Annotated in this window: 13 protein-coding genes and 1 riboswitch; of the genes, 4 read left to right on the top strand and 9 right to left on the bottom strand. The window is 62.9% G+C overall.

What is annotated here, in order from left to right; translation table 11 throughout:
* Positions 1-155 precede the first annotated feature (155 nt).
* A complete protein-coding gene (locus tag KBY47_RS18330) occupies positions 156-446 on the bottom strand; it encodes a hypothetical protein (protein ID WP_210922234.1) in 291 nt (96 codons plus the stop codon).
* 317 nt (positions 447-763) lie between these two features.
* Positions 764-1315, bottom strand: a complete 552-nt coding sequence (locus KBY47_RS18325; RefSeq protein ID WP_210922224.1) for an ATP-binding protein — start codon at positions 1313-1315, stop codon at positions 764-766.
* Positions 1316-1526: 211 nt separating this feature from the next.
* On the opposite strand from KBY47_RS18325, the gene KBY47_RS18320 reads away from it, so the two are divergent.
* Positions 1527-2900 carry a sporulation protein gene (locus KBY47_RS18320; RefSeq protein ID WP_210922223.1) on the top strand — a complete coding sequence of 458 codons (1374 nt, stop codon included), beginning with the start codon at positions 1527-1529 and terminating at the stop codon, positions 2898-2900.
* Between the two features lie 3 nt (positions 2901-2903).
* Here the strand turns inward: KBY47_RS18320 and KBY47_RS18315 are convergent, their stop codons facing one another.
* Complete coding sequence (locus KBY47_RS18315; RefSeq protein ID WP_210922222.1) at positions 2904-3818, bottom strand: phosphotransferase enzyme family protein; 915 nt, start codon at positions 3816-3818, stop codon at positions 2904-2906.
* A gap of 360 nt (positions 3819-4178) precedes the next feature.
* Here KBY47_RS18315 and KBY47_RS18310 point away from each other — a divergent pair, with 360 nt between their 5' ends.
* Complete coding sequence (locus KBY47_RS18310) at positions 4179-4661, top strand: hypothetical protein (RefSeq protein WP_308405193.1); 483 nt, start codon at positions 4179-4181, stop codon at positions 4659-4661.
* A 110-nt stretch (positions 4662-4771) separates the two neighbouring features.
* Complete coding sequence (locus tag KBY47_RS18305) at positions 4772-7840, top strand: ATP-binding protein (protein ID WP_210922221.1); 3069 nt, start codon at positions 4772-4774, stop codon at positions 7838-7840.
* 279 nt (positions 7841-8119) lie between these two features.
* Here the strand turns inward: KBY47_RS18305 and KBY47_RS18300 are convergent, their stop codons facing one another.
* Together KBY47_RS18300 and thiC are read right to left on the bottom strand one after the other, a co-directional pair.
* The gene (locus KBY47_RS18300) at positions 8120-9238 is read right to left on the bottom strand and encodes a pentapeptide repeat-containing protein (RefSeq protein WP_247694865.1); all 1119 of its coding nucleotides are present in this window, start codon (positions 9236-9238) and stop codon (positions 8120-8122) included.
* A 154-nt stretch (positions 9239-9392) separates the two neighbouring features.
* The gene (thiC, locus tag KBY47_RS18295; protein WP_247694864.1) at positions 9393-11204 is read right to left on the bottom strand and encodes a phosphomethylpyrimidine synthase ThiC; all 1812 of its coding nucleotides are present in this window, start codon (positions 11202-11204) and stop codon (positions 9393-9395) included.
* Positions 11197-11386: riboswitch (TPP riboswitch) on the bottom strand. Its footprint overlaps the gene before it by 8 nt.
* 71 nt (positions 11387-11457) lie before the next feature.
* On the opposite strand from thiC, the gene KBY47_RS18290 reads away from it, so the two are divergent.
* Complete coding sequence (locus KBY47_RS18290) at positions 11458-13197, top strand: YibE/F family protein (protein ID WP_210922219.1); 1740 nt, start codon at positions 11458-11460, stop codon at positions 13195-13197.
* Between the two features lie 100 nt (positions 13198-13297).
* Here the strand turns inward: KBY47_RS18290 and KBY47_RS18285 are convergent, their stop codons facing one another.
* From KBY47_RS18285 to KBY47_RS18270, 4 genes are all read right to left on the bottom strand, one after another.
* Positions 13298-13741, bottom strand: a complete 444-nt coding sequence (locus KBY47_RS18285) for an SsgA family sporulation/cell division regulator (RefSeq protein ID WP_210922218.1) — start codon at positions 13739-13741, stop codon at positions 13298-13300.
* A gap of 98 nt (positions 13742-13839) precedes the next feature.
* Positions 13840-14553, bottom strand: a complete 714-nt coding sequence (locus KBY47_RS18280; protein WP_210922231.1) for an IclR family transcriptional regulator — start codon at positions 14551-14553, stop codon at positions 13840-13842.
* 540 nt (positions 14554-15093) lie between these two features.
* Entirely contained in the window at positions 15094-15306 is a 213-nt protein-coding gene (locus KBY47_RS18275; RefSeq protein ID WP_210922217.1) for a DUF5326 family protein, read from the bottom strand.
* A 180-nt stretch (positions 15307-15486) separates the two neighbouring features.
* Entirely contained in the window at positions 15487-15804 is a 318-nt protein-coding gene (locus tag KBY47_RS18270) for a cupin domain-containing protein (RefSeq protein WP_210922216.1), read from the bottom strand.
* Between the last annotated feature and the right edge of the window lie 52 nt (positions 15805-15856).

Genomic DNA, 15856 nt, shown 5'->3' with positions numbered 1-15856 from the left:
GGGGGCCGATCGGGCTATTGCGGGCAGCTCCACAGACTGCCCGATCCGCTGGCGAGCGTAAGGCCCCCTGTTCACTCGCCCCATGGCAGCTCCAGCCCAAAGTCTCTCCAACCGCCGACGTGCCCACACACCCCACTCACCAGCAGAAAGCCACCTCACGACGCACCACCGTCGCCACCCGCATACGCGTCCAGGAGCATGGCGAGCCGTTCCAGCGCGCCCGGCCAACCCACCAGGCGAACGACGCCGCGTCCGTCATCGTTCGTCGAGGCGACGGCCCGCACGGCGGACAGTTCGAATCCCGCACTCAAGAGCGCGCGGTTCAAACGATCAGCGGTGTCACGAGCGTCGCGCCAACCCGCCACGTAGTCGACTCCCGACACCCAGACACCGAAACCCACCTCCTCGATGCCGTCACCAAGCCAGCCCTCACCCGCACCAGTCACCTTGATCACTCCAGCCCTGGTCGATATGACCTTGCGTCAACTCACTTTCAGCCAGGGCCACAAGCAGCACGGCGGCCCCGGTACCATCAGGCACCGGGGACCGCCGTGTTCCCAGCCGGGCCACCCATCTGCTTTCCAGGGCTAGGGGGTGGCCCGGTCTCGGTATGGGGTTGTCAGGCGCGGTCCTTCAGCAGGGAGGGGAGCCCCCAGGGCTGAAGGAGCCGCGCCCTTAGGCCGAAGGGGTCAGACTTCGGCCGCTTCCGGTTCGCCGCCCGCTCCCGATCGCGTAGGAGCCATGACGGGCGGCGGACCGGAGATCATTGGCGCGGCTTATCGCCCACCAGGTCGAAGCGACACCACACCGTCTTGCCGCCGCCCTCTGCCGGGGTCCACCAGACCGCCGACGCGATCCGCTGCGTGATCATCAGCCCACGGCCGCTGTCAGGAAGAAGCGCATCGGTGAACTCACCCACCAGCTCAGGCGACAGCGCGTCGCCCATGGGGAGGAGAGGGGGCGTGGAGTCTTCGTCCTTCACTCCGACGAAGAACCACTTCGGGTACAGCTTGAAGGTCACGTCGATACGCCGAGACCGGCCGTCTCGGGAGCGAGAGCGATCCGGCACCACGTGGTTGACGACGTTGCCCACCAGTTCCGAGACAGCCAGCCGGGCGTCGTAGACCACTTCACCCGTGACGATGTCCCGCAGGAACACCGAGACCGTGTCCCGCGCGATACGTGCTGCATCACCGCACTCCGCGAAGAACGTCAGAGCGAGGAAGCGCCCATTTGCAGACGGTTCAGGCACCGCGAACCAGTGGGCGTACGCCTCCAACTCTCCCGCTACGTACTCGGGCTTTCTCGCATCCATCACGTCTCCCTCTGAGCCTTCCGACGGCCTTCACGTCACCGTTTGCTGCACGCAGGCCAGTACACGGCGCACCAGGCGCGATCGGGAGAGTTCACCAGGGGGTTCACGTGAACACCCGCAAAGCCATGGGGGGTTCGCGGATGAACCCCCCACAGCGATACTGCTGTGACAGGATGAGTACTCGCCGTCATTCTCGGGTTGGCAGGGGAGCATGAGCCGAGAGCCGAACGCGCAATTGATCGCAGTCATGGACGAGGCGAAGGTCTCGAACAAGGGACTCGCGAAGCGAATGAAGGACGCCGCCGCTCAGCGTGGCATCAGCTTGGGTACCACTCATGTCTCCGTCCAGCGGTGGCGGGATGGCGCCGGTATCCAGCCCCAGACAGCGGCGATCATGGCCAACGTCCTGAGCGCAAAGCTGAGCCGCCGCATCACTCCCGGAGATCTCGGATTCTTCGACCACTCAGGGCCCAGCACTCCGCAAGCGGTCGGCTATCCGAGCACGGTCCCCGACGTGCTCTCCATGCTCGATGGACTCGCCCAGGAACGCGCCGAGACCGTCACACCCGACCAACTGATCGTCGCGGATGCCGACGTCAGCTCCGCCGTACTGTCGTGGATGATCGCTCGCCCCGACGGAATCCAAGCTGACAGGCCAGCCCATCAACGGGTCGGCATGCGCGACGTACGGGCGATCAGAGACGCAGCCGCCACCTTCATGCAGCTCGACTTCAAGTACGGCGGAGGCCACGGCCACAAGGCGTTACGCCACTACTTCCGCCATGAAGTCCTACCCCTGCTCAGCGCGAGCTACAGCGAGAAAGTAGGCACAGCACTCTTCAGCGCCGCAGCCGAAGTCTCTCAGCTGCTTGCATGGACTGCCTACGACTCCGGAAACCACCGACTCGCCCACCGCTATCTCACGTCCACCCTGCGTCTGTCGCAGGTTATCGACGACCGAATGTTCGGCGCTCGCATTCTCGGCAACCTCAGCCACCAGGCAAACTATTTGGGCAACCACGCCCAAGCCATCCAGCTAGCCCGTGCCGCCGTCGAGGGCGCCAAAGGCCGAGCCACTCCGCGCGCCATGGCGAACTACTGGGCAATGGAGGCCCGCGCACTCTCCAACGCCGGTGACCGAGCTGCGGCAGGTCTCGCAATGAACCAGGCGGAACGCCACTTCGAGCGTGCCGACAGCGCAGAAGACCCGACGTGGCTGAGTTATTTCGATGACGCGGAACTGTTAGGCGAGTTTTGCCACTGCTTCCGCGATCTCAAAATGCGCAGCGAGGCCGTTGAGCACGCCCAGCGCGCCGTGAACAGCACCGACCCGCAATACGCACGGACCCTGGGCTTCTGCCGCATGGTGCTCGCTCAAAGCCAGCTACTGAACGGCGAGCTGGAGGCCGCCGTGACCACAGCAAGACTTGCCGTAGACGGCGGTGACTCCCTCCAGTCCTCCCGCTTCCAACGCTATGTAACAGACTTCCAGGCAGAGATCAGCACCCACGCGGCCAACCCTGCTGTCGTCGCCTTCAACGAGCATGTAAGCGATGCATTTGCGCGGCTTGACGAAGACGAGTAGTGGCTACCAAGGGCGCCAATCACGAGGCGCATCATCGTTACGCAAGCCAGCGATCCGCCGCTGATATTCAGCCGCCGTTTCTTCACTCTCCCGCACATTCTGCATGAGCCATGTAGTCATTCCGAACTCTTGCAGCCGCCTAAGCGTGTCGTAACCGTGCCAGTCGCGCAAATCCCGCCCGTAAGCACGCACGAAATCAGCGTACTGTTCATCGGTCTGCCATCGAAGACTGTGGTGTTCCACCGCCGTGACCATCAAATCCCACTCAGGGTGATCGAAGCAGAAAGCCTCAAAGTCAATCAAGATGACTTCACCCTGCGCGTCCACCATAAGGTTTTGCACATGCGCGTCACCGTGCACCGGCCCTTTTGGTGTTTCGAATTGCAGTTCTTCGTACTGCGCCCGCAACTCGTGCCAGCGCTTCCGCAGGAACACCCTGTCATCTTCGGGAATCACAGCCCGGTTGATCCGCAGATCTTGTTTGTCGAAAGGATCGAATCGGGGAAGCTCCAGCCCGGTCGGCACGGTCATGGAATGAAGATCATGCAGAACACGACCAAGTTCTCCGTATGTCGCCTTCCGATCCCCCTCGACGATCAGCTGCCAGAAGGTCACCGGGTGCCCGTCGATCACAAAGGGCTGTTCCAGACCCCCAACCAGACGGGCAGCCGGGAACCCTTCGCCCGCCAACCACCGGGAAACGGCTACTTCGGTACGAGCCTTGGGCAGCCACTCCCACCCCCGAGCCACCCGCACGATCACCGGCGCTGCAACCAGCCGAAACAACGCGTTCTCGCCGAGACGGATCAACTCTGCGCCTCGGTCGTCCAGGCCCGCCGCCCGGCACGCGGCACTCATCACCCGCCTCGCCGCAGCCGACGTGAACCCCTCTTGCGATCGAGCAGCGTTAACCGCCATGCCCGTACCAGCTCCCCTAAGTCGCACGCGATCAACCAGCGCACGTCTACAGGTGACCAACCCAGCGTGCACCGGACACGACTCTGACCGTACCCACAAGCAGTCGGCATGAAGGCTCAGCACTGTCCTAATGTGAGCACTTTGTCACGAATGGTAGATAAATCCCATTCGGCAGGAGCGAGAAGAGGGTCTAGCGATGTGACCCCGAGGAGTTACCCATCGACAGGCCAGGCCAGGTTCAGAAAACGCAAGATCTTTTCACGCCACACTAGCCCTCCCGATGGCAGCAAGGACTTTTCGCAAATCGAGTACGACAGGGGCGCATATCCCCTATCCTCACAGAGAGGTTGGGGGGGGATAGTGGTAGCCGGAGACGTCAGGCCTGAAGCAGAAGCCACGCGTAATGAGTTCGCACTAGAGAGATACCGATATATTCTGCAGCAAATTCATGCCGTCAATGAAAACGGACATCGCTTCCTCGCAATCTATCAGACGCTGGCCACGACCCTCGTGGGGGCCGCGCTTGCACTCTTCGTCGGCTATCGAAGATGGGGAGTAGAGCCCGATACAGCCCGAGGAGGAATCATCGGGCTGTTGGTGCTTACTACGGTGGTAGCCGCCTTTACGGTGACGCAGATCGTGGTGGGCACTCTTGCATGGCTTGACTACCGCAATGAAGAATGCGATATAACGGATCAGATGGTGGAGCCAGGTTTCCGAAAGCGCCCAAAGCCAGAAAACTTTTTCAGATGGTACGAGACCTACGTAGTGGCGTTCATCCTGATATCGATCATAACCATGTGGTCACTCGCCAGCCTCCTCATGCTACCGAAGGTTCAATGAGGCACGAATGCGCTAGCAAGCCTCAACCTGAGAATCTCAAATACGAACCACTTTGCCAGTCCCGTCCGGATAGTCTCGTGCGCTAGGCCAAGTTCCCTTGGAGGGAAATAATGAGTTCTCTTTCTTCGCTTGCCGAGCAAAAAGCCGATCAGGCTTCGCAGTACTCCGCATTTGGCGGCTTCAGTGTCCGCCAGGCAAAGCAGGACATAGAAGACCTTCTTGGGCGGATCGGCCAGCTTGGGTTCTTCGACCAGTACACCAAGCACGACGTCTCGCACATTAATGCAATGTTAGAAAAGCTAGATTGGCTAATCCCTGACGACACCAAAGAGCGCTTGACATCGGCAGACTGGCTTCTCATCGTTCTCTCCGCCTACTTCCATGACCTTGGAATGTTGGTCACGAAAGAGGAGTACGAAAGACGGCAAGAATCTGGTTTCGAAAAGTTCCGAGCCGACGTACTACTAACAGACGATGCCGACGGACGGGACTATGAGGCACGCTTGGCTGTGCTAGGCGATGAAGATAGGGAGAGGTTCCTCTATCAAGAGTTCGTGCGTGAGAACCACGCCTTGAGGGTTAAAAACTGGATCTTGGGTGACGATTCCCCCGCTGCGGGCATCTGCACTGCAGTGATGAGCGAGGTGCAGCGCATTCTGCAACCCCTCGATCCCGTATTCCGAGATGACCTCGCTCAGGTGTGTGAAAGCCATCATCTGGAAGATCTGTACGACACCAGCATTTATCCAGTCCAGCAATACTACGGGAGTGACCCCCAAGAGTCAGCGAATGTCCAGTATGCAGCCGTTCTGTTGCGTACCATTGATCTGCTCCATATTACGCGCGACAGGGCTCCCTCCATCGCCTTTAGGGTGCTTAACCCCAGCGACCCAATAAGCCAGGTCGAGTGGGCTAAGCAAATGGCAGTACGAGCAGTCAAGCCTGTCTGGGGACTAGACAATGAGGGGAATAGGAATGAAACAGCCCCCCGAGACACTATCGGTATTCATGCAAAGTTCACGGATGGGGACGGGTTCTTCGGCCTCACCTCCTACCTTAGGTACGCAGCCGACCAGCTACGCAAAAGCCACGACTGGATCCAGCGCAGCAACATAGCAAACGGACTCAACTATCAATTTCCCTGGAAGTACATTGACAAGTCCAGGATTGAAGCCAAGGGGTTTTTGACCCAACCGTTTCAATTCTCTCTTGATCAGACTAAGGTCCTCGACCTACTCACCGGTCACACGCTCTACAATGACTCAAACGTGGTCCTGCGCGAACTGATGCAAAACTCCATCGATGCCGTCAGACTTCAGCACGACAACAAGTCCCGGTCAAACGGGAAGGTGTTCGTTAAGTGGGACTCCAGCTCTAGAACTCTCGAGGTGCGTGATAACGGTACGGGGATGACACAGGCGATTATTGAGAATAATCTTCTGAAGGCTGGATCAAGCCGGTACCAAGACGCCGAGTTCCGCAAGAAGTATCCTACTTTCAACCCTATCAGCAGATTCGGCATCGGCGTACTTTCTACCTTTATGGTGGCCGACGAGGTAGAGATAGTCACTTGTCATCCCGACGAAACCGAAGCTCGTCAAATGTCTTTGAGGTCCGTACATGGCGAGTACCTTGTCAGAACTCTCAACAAAACCGAAATTGATAAGCATCTTTTCCCGCACGGGACATCCGTGCGGCTTAAGATCCGGCCCAGTGCGGACGTCGGGGACGTCTTAAAAATCGCCCAGAAATGGATCGTTCTTCCTGAATGCGAGGTTGCGGTTGAGGCGGATTCGGGAAAGCCGATCCGAGTAGGTTATGACTCTGTCGGGAGCGCATTGCGAGCTGCGATTTCTCACTTCGGAGCGGACTTCCGCGAACGACTTGAAAAGTCGAAAATTAGGATCGTCGAGAAGGAGCTCGATGGCCTATCGATTGCATATGCCGTGAGATGGAACGAATACTTCAATGAATGGGTTTTTCTCCCCTTTCCGGGTCCTGTGCGAGAAGCGGACACACTCGCGGGCACCTGCGTTGGTGGCATACGCGTGGAAGGGTACCCGCCTGGCTTCCGCCGCGCCTACGGCGTTTGGGCACTTGCCAATGCGTGGGGACCACATGCTCCTCGCACGAACGTAGCTAGGTCTGCAATCGATTCCACACCAGAGTTCGCTCGTGTTGTCGAACAGATCTACTCCGCTTACTGCGACCATATCCGCGAGGAGGTCGAGGAGCTCCAGTCGGTCCGATCACACTCATTGACTTGGGCTACGGGCGAAGCCGCCATTATTTCTGGCATCTTCTCCGACAGGGACTCCGTGCCGATCTCTAGCCCTTCTTTGAGGCAAAGCCTCGGCAAGCTTCCTCTGTTCCTGCTCGAACAAGGCGGAACCCGCAGACACGCTTCCGCTGACGATTTGCTTCAGTTCGAGGCACTCCGCATGACGGAGAGCACAGTAATGGAACATATCGAATACCTCCTCCGTGAGCTGCCAGGAGGATCGAGAGCTTCCGTGATGAAAGTGCTAGACGGCACCGACGATCAACGGGAGGAATCCGAGCCAGTAATCTGTACGCGTTTGGGCCGAGACAAGCACGTCGACGAGTTCTTTCTATCGGCGTGGCAAATAGCCGAGATGAAGGCCAACAAGTCGGCGCGTCGTTGTGATATCAGGTGGATCAAACGTGGTGACAGATCTCTTTGGTCCTCGGTAGACCTTCAATCGGCCGGGCTCGAGCGACTGGGTTCCGACCAAGACCGGTACGGCATCTCGCGAAGCCAACTAGTTCACATCCCGATTGACAGCATCACCGTTAACGGGTTTACAAATAGGGAGATTGGCGTACGAGTTGGCAGTGAGCTGTACCTAATTCCGGGACATCCATGGGCTAGCATGGTAGATACCATGAAGGAAGCGCCGGACTGGCAAGGGCCAGAAGACGAAAGAATTGTCGCGCTGTCATGGATGATTTCAGCGGTAATGCCATCGCTCAGAGATTTCTCTCGAATTCTTCCTCCCCTCGGTGATACACTAGAAGAGCTACGCATTCGCACAAGGAGATTCGAAATTTCCCACCTATTCGACTTTGATGCTTTCGCTGCCGCTACTGCGTCCAGCGAGCTGGAGTTTTTCGACACCCGTAGGTGGCAACGGTGGGGCGGGCAAGTATGGGGATAAGCAGGAAGAGAGCTTGACATGTGGGTTGGCTCTCGGCTCCCGGACAGCAGCCGTACCGCCCTAGTGCGGGCTTAAGGTAACCTGCGCCGCGCTCAGGCAGCAGCGACCAGTGCCTAGGGCGAATGGAAGATCCTTACATATCGGTATGGCCGTCGTTCCAGCAGAACAGGGCCGGAGACGAGGCAGTGCTATACGCAGCGACGGAGCACCGCCTTGCACTACCGAACCGCTCTGTAGAGCGAAGATTTACGCGGCCCTGTCAACACGGTCGGCCGTTGCTCACGAGCGCCGCAGTGAACTGAGACTCCCTTTGGCCTTCTCAAGCTCCTCGAAGCTCATCCCCGAGGGTAGGTTCTTGATCTCAGTCAGTACTGCAGCAGCGAGTTGTTCGAGCTGTAGGCCTTCAGAACGGGATAGATCCACGTTCTTCAGCTCGGCGCCCGCGAGGTCAGCGTTGTGGAACTCAGCGGACAGTAGTTGAGTGTGAACGAAGGCAGCACCTTGGAGCTTGGCGTCCCTCAACCGAGCCCGCTCCATGGCGGCGTACGAGAAGACAGCATTTCTCGCGTCGGCCTGCCATAGCGCGGTTTCTTCCATACCAGCTTGGTAGAAGATCGCGCCGTTGAGGTGCGTGAAGGAGAAGTCGGCCTTGAAAAGTGCAGCGCCCTGGAAGACCGCATCGCGCAGAGAGGATCGCGCGAAGTGAGCCCGCTGCAACCAGGCGTTCCTCAGGTCGACCTGATCGAGCTTGGCATCGCTCAAGTCCGCACCACGAAGATCTGTGTGACGAAGGTTGATGTATGGGGTGCTGTCACCGTGGGTCGGTCGCCGCCCAAGGACAGTTAGCGCAGCCTGTACGTCCTCGTCAGGCTTAGCGTCCTGCTCGTCAGAGCCCTCTTCGTCCCCAGCGGCGGCGCGCTGTCGGACAAAGGCAGCCAGCACTTCTACGACAGTCGCGTGATCCTTCTCGGAGTCCCTCATGATGCGTTCCAGCGCGTAGATACCGCCGAGTCTCTCCGTGAGGTTCTCCGACGCCAGGAGCTTGATCGCTTCAACGTACCTTTCCGTGACTTGGCCTTCACGGGTTAGTTCAGACTGTTCTTGATCACGGGCCCTCGTATGTTCGAACTGTTCCTGCACCTGCTCGTATTGCCGCAGACTCAGAACATGGTTGCGGTGCGTGTAGTAGAGGGTGATGGCCGCTACCGCCCCCACGCCGAGCGCGACAATCGTTGTGCGCAAGCCGGTGATGACGACGCCGTCAGCAGGCTGGAGGTCCTTGCTGCGGAGGTGGCCGCCATCGATCCACCAGGGGCCGCGCCACAAGAGCAGAACGTACCCCACGAGTGCCAGGGCGAGGACCATGATGAAAGCGATCCGCTTCGTCTTCGACTTCATGCTGAGCAGCATGGTCCTCGCCGCCGTCATCCAACCTCGGAACAGTAAAGTGCAGAGAAGAAGTTGAGGTCGGGGAAGTCGCGACGCGGTGGTCCACGCTCCAGGTCAAGCTGTAAGCCCGAACCAGAGAGCACGGACCATCTGTGGTCGATCCTCAGTCTGCGATCGGCAGGTAGACCCTGTTGCCCGCCTGAGCGAACTCCTTCGACTTCTGGAGCATGCCTTCGGCGATCTCCTTGGGAGACGCCCCCTCAGCCGCCGCACCACCGAACCGCTGTGTGATGCTTTGGCTAATCTTCATCGAGCAGAACTTCGGCCCGCACATCGAGCAGAAGTGCGCTGTCTTGGCGGGCTCGGCGGGCAGGGTCTCGTCGTGGAACTCACGGGCCGTGTCCGGGTCGAGGGCGAGGTTGAACTGGTCCTCCCACCGGAACTCGAAACGGGCGTCGGACAGGGCGTCGTCCCACTCCTGTGCACGTGGGTGCCCCTTGGCGAGGTCGGCTGCGTGGGCGGCGATCTTGTAGGTGATGACGCCGGTCTTGACGTCGTCACGGTTGGGCAGGCCAAGGTGTTCCTTGGGCGTGACATAGCAGAGCATGGCCGTGCCCCACCAGGCGATCATCGCGGCACCGATGCCGGAGGTGATGTGGTCGTACGCCGGAGCGACGTCCGTCGTCAGTGGGCCGAGCGTATAGAACGGAGCTTCATCACAGATCTCCTGCTGAAGGTCGATGTTCTCCTTGATCTTGTGCATCGGGACATGGCCCGGGCCCTCGATCATCGTCTGAACATTGCAACGCTTCGCGATCCGGTTGAGTTCCCCGAGCGTGCGCAACTCCGCGAACTGCGCCTCGTCGTTGGCGTCCGCGATGGAGCCCGGCCTGAGGCCGTCGCCGAGGGAGTACGTGACGTCGTAGGCGGCGAGGATCTCGCAGAGTTCCTCGAAGTTCTCGTAGAGGAAGCTCTCCTTGTGGTGCGCCAGGCACCATGCCGCCATGATCGAGCCACCGCGGGAGACGATGCCGGTCTTGCGGTTCGCCGTCAGCGGCACATAGGCCAGGCGCACCCCCGCGTGGACCGTCATGTAGTCCACGCCCTGCTCGGCCTGTTCGATGACCGTGTCCTTGTAGATCTCCCAGGTCAGCTCCTCGGCCTTGCCGTCGACCTTCTCGAGCGCCTGGTAGAGCGGCACCGTGCCGATGGGCACGGGGGAGTTGCGCAGCACCCACTCACGGGTGGTGTGGATGTTGCGGCCGGTGGACAGGTCCATGACCGTGTCGGCGCCCCAACGGGTCGCCCAGGTCATCTTCTCCACCTCCTCCTCGATGGAGGAGGTCACCGCGGAGTTGCCGATGTTGGCGTTGACCTTCACCAGGAACCGCTTGCCGATGATCATCGGCTCGATCTCCGGGTGGTTGACGTTCGCGGGCAGCACGGCACGGCCCGCCGCGATCTCCTCGCGGACCACCTCGGGAGAAACGTTCTCGCGGAGGGCCACGAACTCCATCTCCGGCGTGATCTCGCCCCGGCGCGCATACGCGAGCTGGGTGACCGCCTTCCCGTCGCGGCCACGGCGCGGCAGCCGTGGCCGACCGGGGAAGACCGCGTCGAGGTTGCGCAGACCGCCGCGCGGGGCGGTGTGCTTGATTCCGTCGTCCTCGGGACGGACGGGACGGCCCGCGTACTCCTCGGTGTCGCCGCGGGCGATGATCCAGTTCTCCCGCAGGGGCGCCAACCCCCTGCGGACGTCCGTGTCGACGAGTGGATCGGTATATGCCCCGGACGTGTCGTACAGCGTGACCGACTGCCCGTTGGTGAGATGCACCTGACGGACCGGCACCCGTATGTCGGGGCGGGAACCCTCGACATACGCCTTGTGCCAGCCGATGGACTTCCCGGCCTCGGCAGACTCCGTGTCGCTGGAGAGCTGCGTGGAGGCAGGCGTGCGTGCGTCCTTGTTGGCCATGAGACCTACTCCCTACGCCGGCATTACCCGGTAACAGGTTCGGCGGTCGACGCAGCGGTTTCCGTCCGCCGATGCTCCGTGTGAAACATCACTCGAGTGAGGTGATGTTTCATGTGAAACATCGCTGGGACGGAGGTCAGCGCCCTCTCAGCCCGGTGCTCCGAGCTCCCGCGTGTACAAAGGTGCCTCCACGCTAGCGTCAATTCGGGCGCGGTGAACAGAGGGCCTCTGTCGTTCTTGCGATGATCGGTCGGTGACCACGACGCATCATCCTCCGTTCCCGCCACCCGACCCACCTCGCGGATCCGACCCCAGATTCGGGAACGGCCCTGCTCAAGGCCGTAGTTCGGGCTCCGGCTCCGGTGCCGTCGGCGGGCCGGGGTTCGGTGGTGGGCAGGGCCCTGAGGGCCGTCGGGGTGGGCCTGGGCCCGGCTTTGGTGGAGCGGGCGGGCGCGGGCCGGGTGGAGGGCCCGGCGCCGGTGGTCGTGGGCCGGGGTCCGGTGGTGGGCCAGGAGCCGGTGACGGCCCGGGCGGGGGTGGCGGCAACGGCAGCGGCGGGCGCGGGTCAGGGCCCGGTGGTGGGCATACGCCCGGCGATGGACAAGGGCCGGGTGGCGGACACGGGCCCGGCGATAGCCATGGGCCCGGCGACGGATACGGGGCCGGTGGCGGTGGCGGACACGGGCACTCGCACAGCCACGCCCATGGCCCCGCCGCGCCCGTCTCCCAGCACCTGCGCAAAGTGATCGCGGTGATCCTGGTCCCGTTCGCCGCCGCGGTCGTGGTCGGACTCGCCGTGCTGTGGCCGGGCGGCGCACCGCCGCACGAGCGCACCGGGGTCGGCTTCGACCGCCAGACGCAACAGGCCACGGTCACCAAGGTCGAGAGCGTCAGCTGCTCCTCGGTGAACGGCTCGGCGCCCCCGCCAACCGGCGACACCTCCACGGCCGAGGGCTCCTCGGCACAGCAGCAGGCGCAGGGCACCTGCAAGAGGGCGACGATCCGGATCGACACCGGTGAGGACACCGGCCGTACGTTCACCGAGATCGTGCAGCCGGACCAGTCACGGCAGTTGCACGAGGGCCAGGAGGTCGTGGTCGCCTACGAGCCCTCGGCGCCCGAGGATCTCCAGTACTCGGTGACCGACGTGAACCGCAGGCTCCCCCTGACCCTGCTCGCCGGGATCTTCGCACTCGCCGTCGTGGTCGTCGGGCGATTGCGGGGCGTCATGTCGCTGATCGCGCTGGCCACCAGCTTCCTGGTACTGAACTTCTTCATCCTGCCCGCGATCCTCCAGGGCTCCAACCCCCTGCTCGTGGCGGTCATCGGGTCGAGCGCCATCATGCTGATGGCCCTGTACCTGTGCCACGGCCTGTCGGCGCGTACGTCCGTGGCGGTGCTGGGCACCCTGATCTCGCTGCTGCTGATCGGCGTGCTCGGCCTGCTGTTCATCGACTGGGCGGCACTCACGGGCAACACCGACGACAACACGGGTCTGATCCACGGCCTGTACCCGGAGATCGACATGAGCGGTCTACTGCTCGCCGGGATCATCATCGGCTCGCTCGGTGTGCTGGACGACGTGACGGTAACTCAGACGTCGGCGGTCTGGGAGCTGCACGAGGCCAATCCGACGATGGGCTGGCGCGGCCTGTACCGCGCGGGCATCCGGATCGGCCGCGATCACATCGCGTCGGTCGTCAACACGCTCGTCCTCGCCTACGCCGGTGCCGCGCTGCCGCTGTTGCTGCTCTTCTCGATCGCGCAGAGCAGCGTGGGGACGGTCGCCAACAGTGAGCTGGTCGCGGAGGAGATCGTGCGCACGTTGGTGGGCTCGATCGGCCTGGTGGCTTCGGTGCCGGTCACCACCGCCCTGGCGGCCCTGGTCGTCTCGGCCGACCGCCCGGGTTCGGGGCCGGGCCCGGACGCCGTACCGGCCGGGACGCGCCCGGCCCCGGTGATCGGCGGCCGGGGACGTCGCCGGAAGCGCTGACACACTCCCCGCGACCCGCGACCCACACCCCGCTTCCGACGTCCCACACCCCGCCCCAACAACGAGGCGAAGCGTTACGCCACCTGTCTGGCGTAACGCTTCACCCAGCGCCCTGCTCCGCCAGGATGCGGTCCAGTGCCTCGTCGAGATGAGCGTCGAAGTCGCCGAGCGCTCCCTCCTGGCCCAGCGGCACCAGCTTGTCGGTGCGGTCCAGGAAGGCCACGAGCGGTGCCGACGACGACCGGAACAGCGCGTGGTCAGCGCCGACCTGGAGCCTGATCAGCACCTCGCCCAGCGCCTCCGGTTCGACGGGTGTGACCCGCACATCGCCCTCGCCGCACGGCTGGCCGACCCCGTCGATCAGCAGCTCACGCCCGAACGCCCAGGTCACCGGGGCATCGCCGGGCAAGTGGAAGGTCAGCCGCACGGCATAGGGATCACAGGTCTCGTAGCGCAGCTCCACCGGGATGCGGAACGAGAGCTCCTCGGAGACGAGAAAGCTCATCATGACCTCTGCCTGTACCGCTTGTACGGACTCGCGCATCGCCTACCCCGTCATTTGCCGTCGACTGGCCGGGAATGAACCCCTGACACTGGTGGCATCTTGCTGAACGTGCACACCAGATCACAAGGAGTGAGTTTTCAGATACTGATAGAGATTGCAAGCGAGCCGAGCAGTTGCTCGATCTCGTCCTGCAACTGCCGGACCGCGGGGGACAGCCGGTCGGCCTGGTGGGCCGGGAGGGAGATCGCCATCGTCGCGGCGGTGGTGCCCACCGTGATCGGGATCGCCGCGCACACCGTCCCGAGGGCATACTCCTGCCGCTCGACGACCGGCTCCGTCCGTCTTGTCCGGTCCAGTCGTCGCAGCAGGCTGTGACTGTCCCGGACCGTGTACGGGGTGATCGACCGCACGGGGTGACGGTCGAGGTGGTCGCGGCGGGCGTCCTCGTCCAACTGGGACAGCAGACACTGCCCGATGGCGTGCGCATGCCCGGTCTCGCGGAAGTCGGCCCATTCCTCCACCGCCGGAGTGCCGGGGGTGTCGGAGACGCACATGACCTCGATCTCGCCGTCGCGGTAGCGCGCGTAGTAGACCGGTACACCGATGGAATCCCGCCAGCGGGCGAGCACCTCGGCGACCGTGCTGCGACGTTTCTGCTGTGCTCCGCTGCTGCTCAGCCGTGCCGCCGCCTCCCCGAGGAAGAACAGCCCCTTGTCCCGGCGCAGATAGCCCTCGTACGTGAGGGTGCGCAGCAGGTGGTACGCGGTGGGGAGGGCGAGGTCGGTCTCCCGGGCCAGTTGCTTGGCGGGTGCGCCGTACTCGTGCCCGGCGACGCACTCCAGGAGGCGCATGGCGCGCTGCACGGAGCCGATGAGGGTGGTAGCGGCCGACTGCGCGGAGGGGCGCACGGACTGTACGGAGGAGCAGGTCGGTGCCGTGAGCGCGGTGGATGCCGTGGGGTGCCGCGAGGTGGGTGGGGCGCCTGGTGGGGCTGGTTGCTCGGGAGGCCTGGGCACGCGCAGGCCCCGGACGGGGGCCACGGTCGTGAGGGCTGTCGGGGGTGCGTGTGGTGCTGCGCCGGCTGGGGCGAGGGCGGTGTCAGCCATGGCCAAAGGTCACTCCCGAAGCGCGAGGGGGCTGCCCGTGCGGGGAACACGGGAGGGGGGTACGCCGCTCGCGGGGGTTTGTCCCCGCGTGGAGTTCCGGACTCTAACCCCCTGTTGCCGCTCGGAGACGGTCTGTGCGGGAAACTTCCCCCGCCCGAGGGAACAGGCGATTCGCGTTACCGATCACCCCTGCCCGCACCACCGCACCAACAGCCCCGCTCGGCTCACCGGTGACCGGCGGCCGCGACTGTGAACCGTCGCCGCGCGCCGCTCACCTCTCGCCGCTCACCAGTCCCCGCGCGAGGAGGAGCTGGAGGTGAACTTCCGTACGACGTAGATCAGTCCACCGACCAGCGCGACGAAGACCAGCAGCTTGAACAGCAGGCCGATCACGAAGCCGATGACGCTGGCTATCAGGCCCCCGAACACGACCAGGGCGATGACCGGCACCGCGATCCACTTCACCCACCACGGAAGTCCCGCGAAGATCTCTCGCATTGCCCTCGTCCTGTCTCTCCGCCCTCGTAGCTGCCGGGGCCCGTCGACGGCCGACATCTCGGATGCCGGCTCCTTTTTCATGTCCTGCATTCGATGCTAGGCCGAGGAAGGCCCCGAACGGATGCCTCGCACCCCTTGTCGTCCCCTGACCGATCCCCTAGGGAACCCCGAGGGCCCGGCTCATCCCTCAGGCGGTGAGAACACCACCAGAACCCGCAGATCCTCGCTGATGTGGTGGAACTTGTGCGCCACTCCGGCCGGGACGTACACCACACTGCCGCGCGCCACCTGCGTGGTCTCCATGCCGACCGTGATCGCGGCGCGGCCGCTGACGACGAAGTACACCTCATCCTGGTTGTGCGGCTTCTGCGGGTCCGGTTCGCCCGCGTCGAGCGCGTAGAGGCCGACCGACATGTTCCGCTCCCGCAGAAACTGAAGGTAGGCACCCTCGTTGGCGGCGCGCTCCGCCTCCAGTTCGTCCAGCCGGAAAGCCTTCATCGTCTTCGTCGCCCTCGCACCCGTACTCGTATCCGATCTCGTCTGCCACGAT

Source organism: Streptomyces sp. B93 (assembly GCF_018070565.1).
Classification (GTDB): Bacteria; Actinomycetota; Actinomycetes; order Streptomycetales; family Streptomycetaceae; genus Streptomyces.
This window is presented reverse-complemented; position numbering and strand designations above follow the sequence as displayed.